We start from the raw sequence: 20,861 nt of genomic DNA, 5'->3' as shown, positions 1-20,861 counted from the left end.
ATAACCAACGCAGCGCACGCTGCGCGCCGTGCAGTCGGCGGCGCAGAACCCGTCAGGCCAGAACCGCAGCGCCGGTCAGACCCCAAACCCAGCCGACCACGCACCGCAGAAATACAACCTCAATCGTTCCAGTAATCTGAGACCCACGGCGCCGGAAGGGCATAGTCCTGCAGTGTCGTCAGCCGCATTCGATTCTTCCGCCAGTACTTCAGGTATTCGCCAGGTGTCATCTGGGGCAGAGATTCATGCCGCTTGCCCTCGATGGCGTCGGGAGGGTTGGGGCCGCCGGCGAAGATCACGATCTTCGTGCCCTTGGGCAGATACGGCGGTTTGAAAAAATTCAGCGGCAGTGTCGGGATGCATTCGATCCGGAAATGCCGCACCCATCCCTTGGGCCAGAACTGCACCCCGCCAGGGGCGTTCTTGCTGACGAAGTGCTGTTCGAACCGGTACTTATCGGCGGTGCCCTGGGGATCGTTCGCGTAGACCTCCTGCAGCGGGGATAACTTGCCCACCGGCGCGCGATACACCGACGACTGGCCCAACCGCGCGAGAGGGCGAGCGATGTTGTGGGCCATCGTCACCTTGTCCTGATTGCCGAATTCGAAAAACGGATCGAGGCTCCCGGTCACGATCACGTCGAGATCGAGAAACAGGAACGGGCCTTCGATGTCAGCCAGTTGCGGCGCCCACAGACGGGATTTCTGCCATTGCCCGGGCGTGTTCTTCGGGACGAATCCCGGCATGTCGGGCAGGGGAAATCCGTCGATCTCCGGCATCAGACCGTCGAGCGTGTCGGAAAACGCCACGAAGCGGAACGGCGGGGTGATGTTCTTGGCCACGCCGCGGTAGAGGCGGTTGATGTACGGCGCCCCGTAAAGCGTGCCCCAGTTGATGCAAATAACTGTTTTCATTTCGGTTCTCGCGTCTCCACTGGGGCGGCAGCTGCACCTTGTGATGGCGGCCCCGTACGAGGCGGCCCATGTGATCACCTGACGCGTCGCGAATTGAGGGCCGGGTGTCAAGCCGACAGCTGCCCGCCGGGTCGAAAGCTGCCTTTGTCCGGTGGGGTGTCATTATCCATACAACTTTGACCGCTAGTCTGCCCCCGGGCGGATGCCCGTATGTCATAGCAAGTTTCAAGTTGGGGGCAACATGACCTATACTTCGGGTTCAAGCCGAACGGTTCAGCAATACATCGACGAAACGCCGGTCTGGTCCGATGGGACCGAAACGACCACCGTGCCTTTGACCCGGATGCAAAGGCGCATCTGGTGGCTCGCGGCGGCCGGCAAGTTCTTCGAAGGGCTTGTCGTGTTCATGACGGGAATCGCACTGCCCCTGATCGTGAAGGAATACGATCTCGATGGGTCGGCGAGCCATGGGCTGGTTACCGCGGCGACGCTGGCCGGCATCCTGATCGGCGCCACGGCGCTTGGTGGGCTGTCCGACAGGTTCGGCCGTAAACGCATGTTCATCGTCGAGATGGCGATCTTCATCGCTTTCCTTGTCGGGCTGACGTTCACGCCGAACTTCCCGATGCTCGTGATCTTCCTCTTCGGGATGGGCGTGGCCCTGGGCTGTGACTATCCGACGGCGCATCTGGTGATTTCCGAAGCGATCCCGTCGCGCTCCCGCGGTCAGCTGGTGTTGGGCGCATTCGCATTCCAGGCCGTGGGCGGTGTCTTCGGGGCCGGCATAGGCTGGCTGATCCTTGCAGAGAACCCGTCGATCGAAGCGTGGCGCTGGATGTATGCGACGGCGATCGTACCGGCCGTCGCGGTTTTGCTCGGGCGTTTGATCATCACCGAAAGCCCCCACTGGCTGTTCTCTCAGGGCCGGCACGAAGAAGCTGAAGCAGAGGCGAAGCGGCTTCTGGACCGAGAGCCCGAGTATCCCAAGGAGATCCGGTTGTCTGTCGCCGAAGCCTCGGATGTACCCCGGGGGGAAGAGGGCCAACATACAGGCGGCTTTGCATCTCTCTTCCGGGGCAAGACGCGCCGGGCGACGATCCTGGCGTCGGTCCCGTGGTTCCTGCAGGACCTGGGCACCTACGGTATCGGGATTTTCACGCCGACGATCCTTGCCGCGGCGGTCGGACAGAAGACCGAAAATGCGCATCGCCTGGCCGACATCGTCTCCAACGATATCCTCGCGGCCAAGGGCACCGCCTTTCTCGACCTGCTGCTGGTGGCGGGCATCGTGTTTGCCATCGTCCTGTCGGACCGGCTGGGTCGGATGGGCCTGCAGATCCTGGGGTTCTTCGGCTGCGCGCTGGGGCTGTTCGTCGCCGCGATGTCCCAGTACTTCCCCGATGGGTCGCAATGGGAGCTGATCCTGATCTTCGGCGGTTTCATGATCTTCAACTTCATGACGAACATGGGCCCGAACGCGCAGACCTATCTTGTTGCGGGCGAAGTGTTCCCGACGCCGATGCGCGGGCTGGGCGCGGGTTTCGCGGCGTCCTTTGCCAAGATCGGGGCCGTGTCGACAGCCTTTCTGTTCCCGATTCTCCTTACCGATATCGGCACGCAGGTCCTGCTTTACATCCTTGTCGGAACCTCGCTTCTGGGCGCGCTTGTCACGTATCTCTTCCGGATCGAGACCAAGGGCAGAAGCCTGGAGGCGGTGGAGTTCTGATCTTTTCCTCAGACGTGTGCAGGGCTGGAAGAGTACCGGCAAAAGTGCAGCGCGGGCCCCGGAATCAGGGCCCGCGCGGGGTTTCGGCAGGCCGTGCCCAATCGAATTCCGTTTGTAACATTTTTTCGACCCTACCCCCCTTGCGCTCCCCTCCGACTCCCTCTAGATCCCCCTTCATTGGCGCGGGATGGAGCAGCCCGGTAGCTCGTCAGGCTCATAACCTGAAGGTCGTAGGTTCAAATCCTACTCCCGCAACCAACGCCAAGACGCCGCCCTTCGGGGTGGCGTTTTCGTTTTCAGGCCAATTGCTTGCAGCCTCCTTTTCGGCGTGTCGAAGAACGTTCTGCCGGTCCTCGAGCAGCGGTGCGGGGCAGGGACGGGACGCTTTGCGCGGTGGCGCCGTCCGCCGTCGTTCACTCTTGTCGGAACAATCGCGCGTTCGTCCTTGATTCACCGGCCCGGGACGGTTAGATGCAGCGCCTGACCGGCCGGCACCACAGGAAGGACTGCGCGCTCATGGCAACGAACCCGATCCAGTTCATTCAGCAGGCCCGAGCCGAGGTCGCGAAAGTGGTCTGGCCGACTCGGCGCGAAGTTTTCGTGACCACCATCATGGTCTTCATCATGGCGGCCCTTGCAGCCACGTTCTTTGCCCTTGTCGATCTGGGCATCCGGTCCGGCCTGCAATTGATCCTCAGCTTCTTCGGATAAGTCGCAGGGCCGGAAAGCGGCTTTGCAGGCTTGCATCGCCACGTTCGGGGCGGTACGAGGCGGCCTGCTTTGCATATTGGCGCGTGGCGATTCGCCGTGCGCCTGAGTGTTGCTTGCTGACGCTCACGGCAAGGCGAAATGGTAATCCTCCCGGTAACGTCCGGGCACGACAAGCGACAGGCGGAGAGACAGCGTCATGGCGAAACGGTGGTATTCGGTGAGCGTGCTCTCGAATTTCGAAAAGAAGATCGCCGAGCAGATCCGCACTTCGGTCGCCGAAGGCGGCCTTGAAGATCAGATCGACGAGGTGCTCGTGCCGACCGAAGAGGTGATCGAGGTCCGGCGCGGCAAGAAGGTCACGACGGAACGGCGCTTCATGCCCGGCTACGTGCTGGTGCATATGGAGATGTCTGACCAGGGCTATCACCTGATCAACTCGATCAACCGCGTCACCGGCTTTCTGGGCCCGCAAGGCCGCCCGATGCCGATGCGGGATGCCGAGGTCAACCAGATCCTGAACCGCGTTCAGGAAGGCGAAGACGCACCCCGCACGCTCATCCATTTCGAGGTGGGCGAACGGGTCAAGGTCAACGACGGTCCGTTCGAGGATTTCGACGGCATGGTCGAAAACGTCGACGAAGATAACCAGCGCCTGAAGGTGACGGTGTCGATTTTCGGTCGGGAAACCCCGGTCGAACTGGAATTCACTCAGGTCACCAAGCAGGGCTGAGCGATCGGGGCAGGGATGCCCCGGACCCGGGCAACCGGGCAGAGACGTGGGAGGCGAGGGGCCGCGGCCCCGGACCGGACCACGACAATGAAAACCCTGTCCGGCGCGCCGGTGCGGGGGTTGGAAAAGGAGATGGCCAATGGCCAAGAAACTCGTTGGCAGCCTGAAGCTGCAAGTGCCTGCCGGCCAGGCGAACCCGAGCCCGCCGGTCGGCCCGGCGCTGGGTCAGCGCGGCATCAACATCATGGAATTCTGCAAGGCGTTCAACGCCAAGACGGCAGACATGGAACCGGGCGCACCGTGCCCGACCATCATCCAGTACTACCAGGACAAGTCCTTCACGATGGATATCAAGACGCCGCCCGCGTCTTATTACCTGAAGAAGGCCGCGAAGCTGAAGTCGGGCTCGAAAACCCCCGGCCGTGCGAACGCAGGTTCGGTGACCCCCGCGCAGGTGCGCGAGATCGCCGAAGCGAAGATGAAAGATCTGTCGGCCAACGATGTTGAAGCCGCGATGCAGATCATCCTGGGCTCGGCCCGTTCCATGGGCATCGAGGTTAAGTAAGATGGCAAAGTACGGAAAACGCACCCGCGCCGCCCGCGAAGCTTTCGCCGGCAAGGACAACATGTCGATCGAAGACGCCGTGTCCCTGATCAAGGCGAACGCGAACGCCAAGTTCGATGAAACCGTCGAGATCGCCGTTAACCTGGGCGTCGACCCGCGCCATGCAGACCAGATGGTCCGCGGCGTGGTCGGCCTGCCCAACGGCACCGGCAAGACGGTTCGCGTGGCAGTCTTCGCCCGCGGTCCCAAGGCGGAAGAAGCACAGGCCGCAGGGGCCGACATCGTCGGCGCCGAAGACCTGATGGAAACCATCCAGGGCGGCACCATCGAGTTCGACCGTTGCATTGCAACGCCGGACATGATGCCGGTCGTGGGTCGTCTGGGCAAGATCCTGGGCCCCCGCAACCTGATGCCGAACCCGAAGGTCGGCACCGTGACCATGGACGTTGCCGAAGCGGTCAAGAACGCCAAGGGCGGTGAAGTCCAGTTCAAGGTCGAAAAGGCCGGCGTGGTGCATGCAGGTGTTGGCAAGGCATCCTTCGACGCCGCCAAGCTGACCGAGAACATTCGCGCCTTCATCGGCGCCGTGTCGCGTGCGAAGCCCGCGGGCGCGAAGGGCACCTACATGAAGAAGATCGCCCTGAGCTCCACCATGGGCCCGGGTGTCTCGATCGACGTCGCCAGCGCGACGGCCGAGTAAGACTGACGAACAGAGCGGAACAGGGCGGGATTTTCCCGCCCTTTCTTTTTGCCTTGCGGCATGGGCCTGCGCTGACAGATGACGATTTCGTGAACGCTAACATGGCCACCGGGGGTCGCGGTCCCGGGGACAGGGCGGCCGGCAAAACGTTTCATCCGATCAAATTTAACCTTAAAATGCGGTTAGTCCGGACCGTTTCGTACTGAATTGACCGCTGCGGACTTGACAGATGGCCCCTTCGGCCCTGATGCTTTGGCCCTGTAAAGATGTCGGTCGCGTTCCGTGGCCGCTTTGGCAGCGCATGAAAATGCGTCGTGCCCCCTTCACATATTCTTCGTGACAGTCTAGCAAAGCCCTTCGGGCCCCTCTGCGATTCGTGGGGGTGTCCGTATTTCGTCCGAGACGGTGGGTGAGGGTTCTCCCCTCATAATTCCTGCCCGAGACGGGAAATGACAGAGTTTCTTCGGACGTTCCAACGTTCCGGGGCGATGCGCAGGACCCGTAAAGGACCCGATAGCCGGGGCTTCTTTTCGTCCCGGCAAAACCGAGCCGGAGGGTCAAACCTCCCAATTTGGAGTAAAACTGTGGATAGAGCCCAGAAAGAGAAAGTGGTCGATGAACTCGGCCAGATCTTCGAAAGCTCTGGCGTTGTCGTGGTTGCCCACTACACCGGCCTTACAGTTGCTCAGATGCAGGACCTGCGTATCCGTGCCAGCGAAGCTGGTGGTGCCGTACGTGTTGCAAAGAACAGGCTCGCCAAGATCGCCCTGGACGGGAAGCCCTGCGAAAGCATCGGCGACCTTCTGACGGGCATGACCGTTCTCACCTACTCGGAAGACCCCGTGGCTGCTGCCAAGGTCGCCGAGGACTTCGCCAAGACCCACGACAAGTTCGTGATCCTTGGCGGTGCAATGGGTGAGAATGCTCTGGACCGTGCCGGTGTCGCGGCCGTGTCGAAAATGCCGTCGCGCGAGGAGCTTATCGCTTCCATCGTCGGCTGCATCGGCGCACCCGCATCGAACATTGCCGGAGCCATTGGCGCACCTGCTTCGAACATCGCCTCCATCCTGTCCACGATCGAGGACAAGGCGGCGGCCTGAGCATTGTAGACCGGCGAGTGTAGCTATCACGCGTCGTTGGAACACATCTATACAAACGGAAAGAGCTGAAAATGGCTGATCTGAAGAAACTCGCAGAAGACATCGTCAACCTGACGCTTCTGGAAGCACAAGAACTGAAAACCATCCTGAAGGATGAGTACGGCATCGAGCCCGCCGCCGGCGGCGCTGTCATGATGGCCGGTCCTGCTGACGGCGCTGGCGCCGCAGCCGAGGAAGAAAAGACCGAATTCGACGTCGTTCTGAAGAACGCCGGCGCGTCCAAGATCAACGTGATCAAGGAAGTCCGCGCAATCACCGGTCTGGGCCTGAAAGAAGCCAAGGCGCTGGTCGAAGAAGGCGGCAAGATCAAAGAAGGCGTGTCGAAAGACGAAGCCGAAGAAGTCAAAGGCAAGCTGGAAGGCGCTGGCGCCGAAGTCGAGCTGGCCTAAGAGCTGTCCGGGGCGGGATCTTCCCGTCCTGCGCGCCGCCTGACGCGGTGCAGAAATCGGGCTGGATCCGGGATATTCCCGGGTCCAGCCGTGCCTGTCTTGGCAAGGCCCACGCAAAAGCGGGCTTTTCCCAGGCGAGGCTTTCGCATCGGGACGCTGCCGGTCGGGATGGCAGCGGGGAATGGATGCGAACTTTCGTCCTCTCGATGGGGCAGGCGACCGGTGCCCGGCGGTCCCTTGCCCGATGAGAACTTGCAAAGGTGACATCTCACATGGCGCAATCCTATCTCGGCCAGAAACGGCTCCGCAGATACTATGGCAAGATCCGTGAAGTTCTGGACATGCCGAACCTGATCGAAGTCCAGAAAAGCTCTTATGATCTCTTCCTGAACTCCGGCGATGCCGAAATTCCGACCGATGGCGAAGGCATCATGGGCGTGTTCCAGTCCGTCTTCCCGATCAAGGATTTCAACGAAACCTCCGTGCTTGAATTCGTCAAGTACGAACTCGAACAGCCCAAGTTCGACGTCGAGGAATGCCAGGCTCGCGACATGACCTATTCGGCACCGCTGAAGGTCACGCTGCGCCTGATCGTGTTCGATGTGGACGAAGATACCGGCGCCAAGTCGGTCAAGGACATCAAGGAACAGGATGTCTTCATGGGCGACATGCCCCTGATGACGCCGAACGGCACCTTCATCGTCAACGGCACCGAACGGGTCATCGTTTCGCAGATGCACCGGTCGCCCGGCGTGTTCTTCGACCACGACAAGGGCAAGACACATTCGTCGGGCAAGCTGTTGTTCGCCTGCCGGATCATTCCCTACCGCGGCTCGTGGCTCGATTTCGAGTTCGACGCCAAGGATATCGTGTTCGCGCGTATCGACCGCCGCCGGAAGCTTCCGGTGACGACGCTCCTGTATTCGCTGGGGCTCGACCAGGAAGCGATCATGAACGCGTATTACAATACGTTGACCTACTCCCTGAAGAAGGGTGCGGGCTGGGTTACGCCGTTCTTCCCCGATCGGATCCGCGGCACGCGCCCGGTGCACGATCTGGTCGACGCCGAAACCGGCGAGGTCTTCGCCGAAGCCGGCAAGAAGATCACCCCGCGCGCCGTGAAGAAGATGATCGACGAAGGCGCGATCCAGAACCTGCAGGTTCCCTTCGAACATATCGTCGGCAAGTACGTCGCTGTCGATATGATCAACGAAGAGACCGGCGCGATCTACGTCGAAGCCGGTGACGAGCTGACGCTGGAATACGACAAGGACGGCACGCTGATCGGCGGCACCGTCAAGGACCTGCTGGATGCCGGCTACACCGACATTCCCGTCCTCGACATCGACAACGTCAATGTCGGCCCGTACATGCGCAACACCATGGCGATGGACAAGAACGTCAGCCGCGAAACCGCGCTGATGGACATCTACCGCGTCATGCGGCCGGGCGAGCCTCCCACCATCGACGCGGCCTCGTCGCTGTTCGACACGCTGTTCTTCGACAGCGAGCGGTATGACCTGTCCGCCGTCGGCCGGGTGAAGATGAACATGCGCCTGGCGCTGGACGCGGAAGACACGCAGCGGACGCTCCGCCGCGAAGACATCGTTGCCTGCATCAAGGCGTTGGTCGATCTGCGCGACGGCAAGGGCGACATCGACGACATCGACCACCTGGGCAACCGTCGTGTTCGTTCCGTCGGTGAGCTGATGGAAAACCAGTACCGTGTCGGCCTTCTGAGGATGGAGCGCGCGATCAAAGAACGCATGTCGTCGGTGGAAATCGACACCGTCATGCCGCAGGACCTGATCAACGCGAAACCGGCCGCCGCTGCCGTGCGTGAATTCTTCGGCTCCTCGCAGCTGTCGCAGTTCATGGACCAGACCAACCCGCTGTCGGAAGTCACGCACAAGCGTCGCCTTTCGGCGCTTGGCCCCGGCGGTCTGACGCGCGAACGCGCGGGCTTCGAAGTCCGCGACGTTCACCCGACCCACTATGGTCGGATGTGCCCGATTGAAACGCCGGAAGGTCCGAACATCGGCCTGATCAACTCGCTGGCGACCTTCGCCCGCGTGAACAAGTACGGCTTCATCGAAACGCCCTATCGCGTTGTGAAGGACGGACAGGTGACCGACGAGGTTCACTACATGTCCGCGACCGAGGAAATGCGCCACACCGTGGCGCAGGCCAACGCGACGCTGGACGATGACGGCCGCTTCGTGAACGAGATGGTCAACACCCGCCAGTCGGGCGACTATACTCTGGCACCCATCGATCAGGTCGATCTGATCGACGTGAGCCCGAAGCAGTTGGTGTCGGTCGCGGCCTCGCTGATCCCGTTCCTTGAAAACGACGACGCCAACCGGGCCCTGATGGGCTCGAACATGCAGCGTCAGGCGGTTCCGCTGATCCGTGCCGAGGCGCCGCTTGTCGGCACCGGCATCGAGGAAGTGGTTGCGCGTGACTCGGGTGCGGCCATCATGGCCAAGCGTGGCGGCGTGATCGACCAGGTCGATGCGCAGCGGATCGTGATCCGCGCCACCGAAGGTCTGGAACTGGGCGATGCCGGCGTTGACATCTACCGGATGCGCAAGTTCCAGCGGTCGAACCAGAACACCTGCATCAACCAGCGTCCGCTGGTGAAGGTCGGTCAGACGGTAGGCACGGGCGAAGTCATCGCAGACGGTCCGTCGACGGACATGGGGGAACTGGCGCTCGGCAAGAACGTCGTGGTCGCCTTCATGCCGTGGAATGGCTACAACTACGAGGACTCGATCCTGATCTCGGAACGGATCGCGATGGATGACGTCTTCACCTCGATCCATATCGAGGAATTCGAAGTCGCCGCCCGTGACACCAAGCTTGGGCCGGAAGAGATCACTCGCGACATCCCCAACGTGGGCGAGGAAGCTCTGCGCAACCTCGACGAAGCGGGCATCGTCTATATCGGTGCCGATGTCGAACCGGGCGATATCCTCGTCGGCAAGATCACCCCCAAGGGCGAAAGCCCGATGACGCCGGAAGAAAAGCTTCTGCGCGCCATCTTCGGTGAAAAGGCCTCGGACGTGCGCGATACCTCGCTTCGGGTCAAGCCGGGCGATTACGGTACCGTTGTGGAGGTCCGCGTCTTCAACCGTCACGGCGTCGACAAGGACGAACGTGCGCTGCAGATCGAACGGGAAGAGATCGAAGCCCTGGCCCGTGACCGGGACGACGAGCTTGCGATCTTCGACCGGAACATCTTCGCGCGTCTGAAAACGCTGATCATGGGCAAGGAAATTGCCAAGGGTCCGCGCGGCGTGAAGCCGGGGTCGGTCGTGACCGAGGAACTGCTGGATACCATGGCCCGTGGCCAGTGGTGGCAGCTGGGCCTGAAGGAAGAAAGCGACGCGCAGATCGTCGAAGCGCTGCATGAACAGTACGAAGCGCAGAAACGCGCGCTGGATGCACGGTTCGAGGACAAGGTGGAGAAAGTGCGCCGCGGCGACGATCTTCCGCCGGGCGTGATGAAGATGGTCAAGGTCTTCGTCGCGGTGAAGCGCAAGCTGCAACCGGGGGACAAGATGGCCGGTCGTCACGGGAACAAGGGGGTTATCTCCCGCGTGGTTCCGGTGGAAGACATGCCGTTCCTGGCCGATGGCACGCCCGTCGACTTCTGCCTCAACCCGCTGGGCGTTCCCAGCCGGATGAACGTGGGTCAGATCCTGGAAACGCATATGGGCTGGGCCGCGCGCGGTCTGGGCATCCGGATCGACGATGCGCTGGACGACTATCGCCGGACCGGCGATCTGAGCCCGGTGCGCGAAGCGATGCAGAACGCCTATGGCGAAGATGTCTATGACGAAGGCATCGCAACCATGGACGAAGAGCGTCTGGTGGAAGCGGCAGGCAACGTCATCCGCGGTGTTCCGATCGCGACGCCCGTCTTCGACGGCGCGAAGGAACCCGACGTGAACGACGCGCTGGTGCGTGCCGGTTTCGATCAGTCCGGTCAGTCGGTGCTGTTCGACGGTCGTACGGGTGAACAGTTCGCGCGCCCGGTGACGGTCGGCGTCAAGTACCTGCTGAAGCTGCACCACCTGGTCGACGACAAGATCCACGCCCGTTCGACGGGGCCCTACAGCCTCGTCACCCAGCAGCCGCTGGGCGGCAAGGCGCAGTTCGGCGGTCAGCGTTTCGGGGAGATGGAAGTCTGGGCTCTGGAAGCCTACGGCGCCGCTTACACCCTGCAGGAAATGCTGACTGTGAAGTCGGACGACGTGGCAGGCCGGACCAAGGTCTACGAAAGCATCGTGAAGGGCGAGGACAACTTCGAAGCCGGCGTGCCGGAATCGTTCAACGTTCTCGTCAAGGAGGTCCGGGGTCTGGGCCTCAATATGGAACTCCTGGATCTGGAGGAGGACACGTAACGGTGCGTGACATCACGCACCCTGCGACGCCGGACCGGCCTGCGGAGATTTCGCACGCACCGTCCGCCGCCTCCGTAGGGTGCGCGGTCCCCACGCACCATTGCGCCGCCTCCACCAGCCGCCTTTCAAGGATTGAGACATGAACCAGGAACTGACCAACAACCCGTTCAACCCGGTCACCCCGCCGAAGGTCTTCGACGAGATCAAGGTCTCGCTTGCTTCGCCGGAACGGATCCTCTCGTGGTCCTATGGTGAGATCAAGAAGCCGGAAACGATCAACTACCGGACCTTCAAGCCAGAGCGCGACGGCCTGTTCTGCGCCCGTATCTTCGGGCCGATCAAGGATTACGAATGCCTTTGCGGCAAGTACAAGCGGATGAAGTATCGCGGCGTTGTCTGCGAGAAATGCGGCGTTGAAGTCACGCTGCAGAAGGTTCGCCGCGAGCGCATGGGCCACATCGAACTGGCCGCGCCCGTCGCGCATATCTGGTTCCTGAAGTCGCTGCCCAGCCGGATCGGCCTCATGCTCGACATGACGCTGCGCGATCTGGAACGCGTGCTCTACTTCGAAAACTATGTCGTCATCGACCCGGGTCTGACCGAGCTCAACGAAGGTCAGATGATGACCGAAGAAGAGTACATGGACGCCCAGGACGCCTATGGCATGGACGCCTTCACGGCGAATATCGGTGCCGAAGCCATCCGCGAGATGCTGTCGAAGATCGACCTTGAGCTGGAAGCAGAAAACCTGCGCGCCGACCTCAAGGAAGCGACCGGCGAACTGAAGCCCAAGAAGATCATCAAGCGTCTGAAGGTCGTGGAATCCTTCCTGGAATCGGGCAACCGCCCGGAATGGATGGTCATGACCGTCATTCCGGTCATCCCGCCGGAACTGCGTCCACTGGTGCCGCTGGATGGCGGTCGCTTCGCGACGTCGGATCTGAACGACCTGTATCGCCGGGTGATCAACCGGAACAACCGCCTGAAGCGGCTGATCGAACTGCGCGCGCCCGACATCATCGTTCGCAACGAAAAGCGGATGCTGCAGGAATCGGTCGACGCGCTCTTCGACAACGGCCGTCGTGGCCGCGTGATCACGGGGGCCAACAAGCGTCCGCTGAAATCGCTGTCGGACATGCTGAAAGGCAAGCAGGGTCGCTTCCGTCAGAACCTTCTGGGCAAGCGGGTCGACTTCTCGGGCCGGTCGGTCATCGTGACCGGGCCGGAACTGAAGCTGCACCAGTGCGGCCTGCCGAAGAAGATGGCGCTCGAACTGTTCAAGCCGTTCATCTACTCGCGGCTTGAAGCCAAGGGCCTGTCGTCGACCGTGAAGCAGGCGAAGAAGCTCGTCGAAAAGGAACGCCCCGAAGTCTGGGACATCCTCGACGAGGTCATTCGCGAACACCCGGTGTTGCTGAACCGTGCGCCGACGCTGCACCGTCTGGGCATCCAGGCGTTCGAGCCGATCCTGATCGAAGGCAAGGCGATCCAGCTGCACCCGCTTGTTTGTTCGGCCTTCAACGCCGACTTCGACGGTGACCAGATGGCCGTGCACGTGCCGCTGTCGCTTGAAGCCCAGCTTGAAGCGCGCGTCCTGATGATGTCGACGAACAACGTTCTGTCGCCTGCCAACGGCGCACCGATCATCGTTCCGTCGCAGGATATGATCCTGGGCCTTTACTACGTGACCCTGGAACGTGCCGGCATGAAGGGCGAAGGCAAGATCTTCGGCTCCCCCGATGAAGTCGAGCAGGCGCTCGACGCCGGTGAAGTGCACCTGCACACAAAGATCACCGCGCGGGTCATGCAGATCGACGAAGAAGGCAACGAGGTCTACAAGCGCTTCGAAACGACGCCGGGCCGCGTGCGGCTGGGCACGCTTCTGCCGCTGAACGCCAAGGCGCCGTTCGAGCTGGTCAACCGTCTGCTCCGCAAGCGCGAAGTTCAGCAGGTCATCGATACCGTCTACCGCTATTGCGGTCAGAAGGAATCGGTCATCTTCTGCGACCAGATCATGACCATGGGCTTCCGCCAGGCGTTCAAGGCCGGGATCTCGTTCGGCAAGGATGACATGGTCATCCCCCCGTCGAAGTGGACGATCGTCGAAGAGACCCGTGACCAAGTCAAGGACTTCGAACAGCAGTACATGGACGGCCTGATCACCCAGGGTGAGAAGTACAACAAGGTCGTCGATGCCTGGTCGAAGTGCAACGACAAGGTCACCGAAGCGATGATGACCAGCATCTCGGACATGCAGTACGCCGAAGACGGCTCCGAGATGGAACCGAACTCGGTCTACATGATGGCCCACTCGGGTGCCCGTGGCTCGGTCACTCAGATGAAGCAACTGGGCGGGATGCGCGGCCTGATGGCGAAACCGAACGGCGACATCATCGAGACGCCGATCATCTCGAACTTCAAGGAAGGCCTGACCGTTCTTGAGTACTTCAACTCGACCCACGGCGCGCGGAAAGGTCTGTCGGACACCGCTCTGAAGACTGCGAACTCGGGCTACCTGACCCGTCGTCTGGTCGACGTGGCGCAGGACTGCATCGTCCGGTCGCACGATTGCGGCACGAACCTTGCCATCACCTGCGAAGCGGCGGTCAACGATGGCGAAGTCGTCGCCTCGATCAGCGAGCGGCTTCTGGGCCGGGTCGCGGCCGAGGACATCTACAAGCCCGGCACGTCGGAAGTCATCTGCAGCGTCGGTCACCTGATCGACGAACGGATGGCCGACATGATCGAGGACGCCGGCGTTCAGTCCGTGCGGATGCGGTCGCCGCTGACCTGCGAGGCCGAGGAAGGCGTCTGCGCCATGTGCTACGGGCGTGACCTTGCCCGCGGCACGATGGTCAACACGGGTGAGGCCGTCGGCATCATCGCCGCTCAGTCCATCGGTGAACCGGGCACGCAGCTGACGATGCGGACCTTCCACATCGGCGGCGTGGCCCAAGGTGGCCAGCAGTCGTTCCAGGAAGCCGGTCAGGCCGGGACCATCGCGTTCGAACAGGCCAGCGTCCTGCAGAACGAGGCGGGCGAGATCATGGTGATGGGGCGGAACATGAAGCTCCTCATCCTGGATGAGGCCGGCGAGGAACGGGCCAGCCACAAGCTGGGCTACGGTACCAAGATCTTCGTCAAGGAAGGCGAAAAGATCCAGCGCGGCCAGAAGCTGTTCGAATGGGATCCGTACACCCTGCCGATCATCGCGGAAAAGGACGGGACGGCAAAATATGTCGACCTCGTTTCGGGCCTCGCCGTGCGCGACGAGACCGACGATGCAACGGGCATGACCCAGAAGATCGTGATCGACTGGCGGACCGCTCCGAAAGGCAGCGAACTGAAGCCGGAGATCATCCTGGTGGGCGAAGACGGCGAACCGGTCCGCAATGCGGCCGGCAACCCTGTGACCTACCCGATGTCGGTGGACGCGGTTCTGTCGGTCGAAGACGGGCAGGAGATCAAGGCCGGTGACGTCGTGGCGCGCATCCCGCGGGAAGGTGCGAAGACGAAGGACATCACCGGCGGTCTGCCGCGTGTGGCCGAACTCTTCGAGGCACGCCGCCCGAAGGACCACGCCATCATCGCCGAGATCGACGGCTATGTCCGCTTCGGACGCGACTACAAGAACAAGCGTCGCATCACCATCGAACCGGCGGACGAGAACCTCGATCCGGCGGAATACATGGTGCCGAAGGGCAAGCACATCCCTGTGCAGGAAGGCGATTACATCCAGAAGGGCGATTACATCATGGACGGCAATCCCGCGCCGCATGACATCCTCGCCATCATGGGTGTCGAAGCGCTGGCCGATTACATGATCGACGAGGTGCAGGACGTCTACCGGCTGCAGGGCGTGAAGATCAACGACAAGCACATCGAGGTGATCGTTCGCCAGATGCTGCAGAAGTGGGAGATCTCGGAGTCCGGTGACACGACGCTTCTGAAGGGCGAACATGTCGACAAGCAGGAATTCGACGCCGCCAACGAAAAGGCGCTGTCGAAGAGCGGCCGTCCGGCGCAGGGCGAACCGATCCTGCTGGGCATCACCAAGGCCTCGCTGCAGACGCGTTCGTTCATCTCGGCCGCATCCTTCCAGGAGACGACCCGCGTGCTCACCGAAGCCTCGGTGCAGGGCAAGCGCGACAAGCTTGTCGGCTTGAAGGAGAACGTGATCGTCGGCCGCCTGATCCCGGCGGGCACGGGCGGGGCGACCCAGCGCGTGCGCCGTGTGGCGCAGGAACGCGACAACATCGTGATCGAGGCCCGGCGCGAGGAAGCGGCAGCCGCCGCAGCCCTTGCCGCGCCCAGCCAGGATGACATGTCGTCCGGGGCGGAAGATCACGACACGGTGGTCGTCGACACGCCGGACAGCCAGGACTGACCGGCAGCCGCTTCCGACGATTGAAAAGAACAAAACCCGCGCGCGAGCGCGGGTTTTTCCTTTTGGTAGCCGTCCGGGTGACGGAAACCGACCGATGCGCGGGCACGGATTGCCGGTCCCCGGGCGGGGTGCTAGGGCAGGGCGGTCGGCCCCGCGGCCGACGTACTGGCAAAGGAACCCCCGATGAGCCCCAACACGCAGGGCGCGCTTCTGATGGTCGCGTGCATGTCGTCCTTCACGTTCAACGACATCTGCATCAAGGCCACCGGCGGCGACATCCCGATCCTCCAGATCCTTGCCATGCGCGCCGTGCTGACGACCATCGCCATCTACATCCTTGCGCAGCGCCTGCGTGGGTTGAAGTTCGACATTTCACTTCGCGACTGGGGCTGGATCGCGCTGCGCAGCTTCTGCGAATTCGGCGCCGCCATCGGCTTTTTCACGGCGCTCTTCGCGATGAAGTTCGCCAATGTCTCGGCGATCCTGCAGGTGCTGCCGATCTCCGTCACGCTGGGGGCGGTGATCTTCTTCCGCGAAAGGGTGGGCTGGCGCCGCACGCTGGCGATCCTCGCGGGCTTCACGGGCGTGATCATCATCATCCGCCCCGGCCCCGAGGGGTTCGAGACGGGAGCCTTCTACGCCATGTTCGCGGTCCTCATGGTAACCGTGCGCGACCTGTCGGTTCGCAAGCTCTCGCCCGAGGTGCCCTCGCTCACCGTCACCTTCGCGGCCTCTGTCGCGATCCTCCTGTTCTCCACCGTTGCGTCGACACAGGTGGACTGGCAGCCGGTGGATCTGACGGACGGGCTTCTGATCCTCAGCTCGTCGGTCTTCATCATCGGCGGCTATGTCTTCAGCGTCATGGTGATGCGCGTGGGCGAGATCTCGTTCGTGGCGCCGTTCCGCTATTCCAGCCTGCTGATCGCGCTGCTGACGGGGCTGGTGTTCTTCGATGAATGGCCCACGCCTCTGACGCTGCTGGGCGCCACCATCGTCGTGGCGTCTGGGCTCTTCATGTTCTACCGCGACAAGGCGAAGGCTGTGGGCGCATGATTCCGGAAATCGGCCTTACACACATTGCATTGGCCGAAGATTTGCCCTATCTGCCGTGGGACCGGCAATTGGGGCCACCGGCTGTTGACAGCCACTGCGACTCCCCCTATACGCCGGGCTCATCTCGGCGCCGGGGGTATTCCCTCCGCCGACTCCAGTTATGGAAGTGGTCACGATCCGGCTCCTAACCCGAGCCCGATCCTCTGAAAACGGACCGCATCGTTCCCGCTGCCGGAGGACGAAAGCGGTCTTTGGCGCTTTGCATCTGCACAAACATGCAGGCAGGCCGCCGGAAGACGAAACCGCACGCACATGCGTGCCTGAAAACATGTGTGTTGCGAAACGGGGAAGAACGCCGGAATGCCAACGATCCAACAGCTGATCCGCAAGCCGCGGCAGCCAAAAATCAAGCGCTCGAAATCTCAGCATCTCGAGCAATGCCCCCAGAAACGGGGTGTCTGCACGCGCGTCTACACGACGACGCCGAAGAAACCGAACTCGGCCATGCGGAAGGTCGCCAAAGTGCGCCTGACGAATGGTTACGAGGTCATCTCGTATATCCCGGGTGAAAGCCACAACCTTCAGGAACACTCTGTTGTCCTGATCCGCGGCGGTCGTGTCAAAGACCTTCCCGGCGTGCGCTATCACATCCTCCGCGGCGTGCTCGACACGCAAGGCGTGAAGGACCGGAAGCAGCGCCGTTCGAAATATGGCGCCAAGCGCCCGAAATAAGAGGATACAAACATGTCCCGCCGTCACGCTGCCGAGAAGCGCGAAGTTCTGCCCGACGCCAAGTTTGGCGATCGTGTGCTGACGAAATTCATGAACAACCTGATGGTCGACGGCAAGAAATCCGCCGCTGAAACCATCGTGTACAACGCGCTGGATCGGGTTGAAGCCAAGATCAAGCGCGCGCCGGTGGAAGTGTTCCACGAAGCGCTCGACAACATCAAACCGTCGGTCGAAGTTCGTTCGCGCCGGGTTGGTGGTGCCACCTACCAGGTGCCGGTCGAAGTGCGTCCCGAACGCCGCGAAGCGCTGGCCATCCGCTGGCTGATCATCGCGTCGCGCAACCGCAACGAAAACACGATGGAAGAGCGTCTGGCCGGTGAGCTTGTCGATGCCGTTCAATCGCGTGGCACGGCCGTCAAGAAGCGTGAAGACACGCACAAGATGGCCGAAGCCAACAAGGCCTTCTCGCATTACCGCTGGTAAACTCAATGCCTGCCGATCGCGCCACAAACGAGACACCTGCCCCGGCCCCAGTGGCCGGTGCTGTCTTGTTGGGCCCCGGGGCCTTCGGGCGCGGTTCGGCACGGGTGTCTGCGCGGGATCACCGCATTGCCAGCCGCCCCGATCTCCATAACGAGACCGTCTGACTCTATAACCCGCTTCGGCTCCACGAAGGACCCACTCCAATGGCACGCGACTATCCGCTCGAGCGCTACCGCAACTTCGGTATCATGGCGCATATTGACGCCGGCAAGACCACCACGACCGAACGTATCCTGTTTTATACCGGCAAGTCGCACAAGATCGGCGAAGTCCACGACGGCGCCGCGACCATGGACTGGATGGAGCAGGAGCAGGAACGCGGCATCACCATCACGTCGGCCGCGACCACGACGTTCTGGCAGTGGCAAGAAGAGCCGACCCCGGAAGGCACCTACGACACCCGCTACCGCTACAACATCATCGACACCCCGGGCCACGTCGACTTCACCATCGAAGTCGAACGTTCGCTGGCCGTGCTTGACGGCGCGATCTGCCTGCTCGACGGCAACGCCGGTGTCGAACCCCAGACCGAAACGGTGTGGCGTCAGGCCGACCGCTACAAGGTTCCGCGCATCGTGTTCGTCAACAAGATGGACAAGATCGGCGCCGACTTCTTCAACTGCGTGAAGATGATCAAGGACCGCACCGGCGCGACCCCGGTTCCGATCGCCCTGCCGATCGGCGCCGAAGACCAGCTGGAAGGCATCATCGACCTCGTCACCATGGAAGAGTGGACGTGGAAGGGTGAAGATCTGGGCGCATCCTGGACCCGCCAGCCGATCCGCGACGACCTGAAGGACCTGGCCGACGAATGGCGCTCGACCCTGATCGAGAACGCCGTCGAAATGGACGACACCGCGATGGAAGCGTATCTCGAAGGCGAAGAGCCCGACGAGGCCACGCTGCGCGCGCTGATCCGCAAGGGCTGCCTGTCGCTGTCTTTCGTTCCGGTCTCGGCTGGCTCGGCCTTCAAGAACAAGGGTGTCCAGCCGCTGCTGAACGCCGTGATCGACTACCTGCCCAGCCCGCTGGACGTTCCGCCCTACATGGGCTTCTCGCCGGATGACGAGACGGAAACCCGGAATATCGAACGGAAGGCCGACGACAGCCAGCCGTTCTCGGCGCTGGCGTTCAAGATCATGAACGATCCCTTCGTCGGTTCGCTGACCTTCAGCCGCATCTATTCGGGTGTCCTGAAGAAGGGCGACTCGATGCTGAACTCGACAAAAGGCAAGCGCGAGCGCGTCGGCCGGATGATGATGATGCACTCGAACAACCGCGAAGAGATCGATGAAGCCTTTGCAGGCGACATCATCGCGCTGGCCGGCCTGAAGGAAACCACGACCGGAGACACGCTTTGCGATCCGCAGAACCAGGTCGTGATGGAAACGATGACCTTCCCCGATCCGGTGATCGAGATCGCGGTCGAACCCAAAACCAAGGGCGACCAGGAAAAGATGAGCCAGGGCCTGGCGCGTCTGGCGGCAGAAGACCCGTCGTTCCGTGTCGAAACCGATCTGGAATCCGGTCAGACGATCATGAAGGGGATGGGCGAACTTCACCTCGACATCCTCGTCGATCGCCTGAAGCGCGAATTCAAGGTCGAAGCCAACATCGGTGCGCCGCAGGTTGCCTATCGTGAAACGATCAGCCACGCGATCGAACACACCTATACCCACAAGAAACAGTCGGGTGGTTCGGGTCAGTTCGCCGAAGTGAAGCTGAGCATCCAGCCCACCGAGGCGGGCGAAGGCTACTCGTTCGAATCCAAGATCGTCGGTGGTTCGGTTCCCAAGGAATACATCCCGGGCGTCGAAAAAGGCATCAACTCGGTCATGGATTCGGGCCCGCTGGCCGGCTTCCCGGTGATCGACTTCAAGGTCGCGCTGATCGACGGCAAGTTCCACGATGTGGACTCCAGCGTTCTCGCCTTTGAAATCGCCTCGCGGATGGCCATGCGTGAAGGTCTGCGCAAGGCCGGCGCGAAACTGCTGGAACCGATCATGAAGGTCGAAGTCGTGACGCCGGAAGAATATACCGGTTCGATCATCGGCGACCTGACCTCGCGTCGTGGCCAGGTTTCCGGCCAGGAGCAGCGCGGCAACGCCATCGCGATTGAATCGTTCGTGCCGCTGGCGAACATGTTCGGCTACATCAACACGCTGCGCTCCATGTCTTCGGGCCGCGCGCAGTTCACGATGCAGTTCGATCATTATGATCCGGTCCCGCAGAACATCAGCGACGAAATCCAGGCAAAATACGCCTGATCCGGGACGGCGGGGTGAACCCCGCCCTACCCAAGCACCGTAGGGCGGGGCTACCCCGCCACCCAGAGAGACAAGGAGGCCATCNTACGAGACGGACAACCGTCACTACGCCCACGTCGACTGCCCCGGGCACGCCGACTACGTGAAGAACATGATCACGGGTGCGGCGCAGATGGACGGCGCGATCCTGGTCGTGAACGCGGCCGACGGCCCGATGCCGCAAACGCGCGAGCACATCCTGCTGGGCCGCCAGGTCGGCATCCCGACGATGGTCGTCTACCTGAACAAGGTCGACCAGGTGGATGACGAAGAGCTGCTGGAACTGGTGGAAATGGAAGTGCGCGAGCTTCTGTCTTCGTACGAATATCCCGGCGACGACATTCCGATCATCCCGGGCTCGGCCCTGGCTGCTCTGGAAGGCCGCGATCCGGAAATCGGCGAGGAGTCCATCAAGAAGCTGATGGCCGCCGTCGACGAATGGATCCCGACGCCGGAGCGCGCCGTGGACCAGCCGTTCCTGATGCCGATCGAAGACGTGTTCTCGATCTCGGGCCGCGGCACGGTTGTGACCGGCC

General features: G+C 61.9%; 14 protein-coding genes, 1 tRNA gene and 1 pseudogene. 15 read left to right on the top strand and 1 reads right to left on the bottom strand.

The genetic code is table 11. The annotated features are described in order from the left end of the window. Positions 1-119: 119 nt before the first annotated feature. Positions 120-914, bottom strand: coding sequence for a glycosyl transferase (locus D4754_RS23455; protein ID WP_121068588.1), 795 nt, complete (start codon positions 912-914; stop codon positions 120-122). A 241-nt stretch (positions 915-1,155) separates the two neighbouring features. Between D4754_RS23455 and D4754_RS23450 the strand changes: the two genes are divergently transcribed. The 15 genes and pseudogenes from D4754_RS23450 to D4754_RS23380 all read left to right on the top strand — a co-directional run. Beyond that, the gene (locus D4754_RS23450; protein WP_121068586.1) at positions 1,156-2,640 is read left to right on the top strand and encodes an MFS transporter; all 1,485 of its coding nucleotides are present in this window, start codon (positions 1,156-1,158) and stop codon (positions 2,638-2,640) included. A 181-nt stretch (positions 2,641-2,821) separates the two neighbouring features. Then, positions 2,822-2,898: transfer RNA gene (locus D4754_RS23445), tRNA-Met, on the top strand. 258 nt (positions 2,899-3,156) lie between these two features. Continuing rightward, a complete protein-coding gene (gene secE, locus D4754_RS23440; protein WP_121068584.1) occupies positions 3,157-3,351 on the top strand; it encodes a preprotein translocase subunit SecE in 195 nt (64 codons plus the stop codon). Positions 3,352-3,547: 196 nt separating this feature from the next. Then, positions 3,548-4,081: a transcription termination/antitermination protein NusG gene (gene nusG / locus D4754_RS23435; RefSeq protein WP_121068582.1), complete on the top strand. Its 534-nt coding sequence runs from the start codon at positions 3,548-3,550 to the stop codon at positions 4,079-4,081. Between the two features lie 139 nt (positions 4,082-4,220). Continuing rightward, on the top strand, positions 4,221-4,646 hold the full coding sequence (gene rplK, locus D4754_RS23430; protein WP_121068580.1) for a 50S ribosomal protein L11: 426 nt from the start codon (positions 4,221-4,223) through the stop codon (positions 4,644-4,646). A 1-nt stretch (position 4,647) separates the two neighbouring features. Then, entirely contained in the window at positions 4,648-5,346 is a 699-nt protein-coding gene (gene rplA / locus D4754_RS23425; RefSeq protein ID WP_121068578.1) for a 50S ribosomal protein L1, read from the top strand. A 584-nt stretch (positions 5,347-5,930) separates the two neighbouring features. Further along, positions 5,931-6,446, top strand: a complete 516-nt coding sequence (rplJ, locus tag D4754_RS23420) for a 50S ribosomal protein L10 (RefSeq protein ID WP_121068576.1) — start codon at positions 5,931-5,933, stop codon at positions 6,444-6,446. A 71-nt stretch (positions 6,447-6,517) separates the two neighbouring features. After that, entirely contained in the window at positions 6,518-6,895 is a 378-nt protein-coding gene (gene rplL, locus D4754_RS23415; RefSeq protein WP_121068574.1) for a 50S ribosomal protein L7/L12, read from the top strand. Between the two features lie 272 nt (positions 6,896-7,167). Continuing rightward, complete coding sequence (gene rpoB, locus D4754_RS23410) at positions 7,168-11,304, top strand: DNA-directed RNA polymerase subunit beta (RefSeq protein WP_121068573.1); 4,137 nt, start codon at positions 7,168-7,170, stop codon at positions 11,302-11,304. 139 nt (positions 11,305-11,443) lie between these two features. Then, positions 11,444-15,691: a DNA-directed RNA polymerase subunit beta' gene (gene rpoC / locus D4754_RS23405; RefSeq protein ID WP_121068571.1), complete on the top strand. Its 4,248-nt coding sequence runs from the start codon at positions 11,444-11,446 to the stop codon at positions 15,689-15,691. 183 nt (positions 15,692-15,874) lie between these two features. Next, positions 15,875-16,744 carry a DMT family transporter gene (locus tag D4754_RS23400; RefSeq protein WP_121068568.1) on the top strand — a complete coding sequence of 290 codons (870 nt, stop codon included), beginning with the start codon at positions 15,875-15,877 and terminating at the stop codon, positions 16,742-16,744. A gap of 360 nt (positions 16,745-17,104) precedes the next feature. Then, positions 17,105-17,476 (top strand): 30S ribosomal protein S12, encoded by a 372-nt coding sequence (rpsL, locus tag D4754_RS23395; protein ID WP_054000841.1) that lies wholly within the window; start codon positions 17,105-17,107, stop codon positions 17,474-17,476. Between the two features lie 12 nt (positions 17,477-17,488). Further along, on the top strand, positions 17,489-17,959 hold the full coding sequence (rpsG, locus tag D4754_RS23390; protein ID WP_121068566.1) for a 30S ribosomal protein S7: 471 nt from the start codon (positions 17,489-17,491) through the stop codon (positions 17,957-17,959). A gap of 203 nt (positions 17,960-18,162) precedes the next feature. Beyond that, complete coding sequence (gene fusA, locus D4754_RS23385) at positions 18,163-20,286, top strand: elongation factor G (protein WP_121068564.1); 2,124 nt, start codon at positions 18,163-18,165, stop codon at positions 20,284-20,286. Positions 20,287-20,356: 70 nt separating this feature from the next. Beyond that, positions 20,357-20,861: pseudogene (locus tag D4754_RS23380) on the top strand (GTP-binding protein); the annotation flags it as partial.

The sequence above is a fragment of the Chachezhania antarctica genome (assembly GCF_003646465.1).
Taxonomy (GTDB): Bacteria; Pseudomonadota; Alphaproteobacteria; order Rhodobacterales; family Rhodobacteraceae; genus Chachezhania; species Chachezhania antarctica.
Note: the sequence above shows the minus strand (reverse complement) of the source record. Positions and strands in the feature narration are given on the sequence as shown.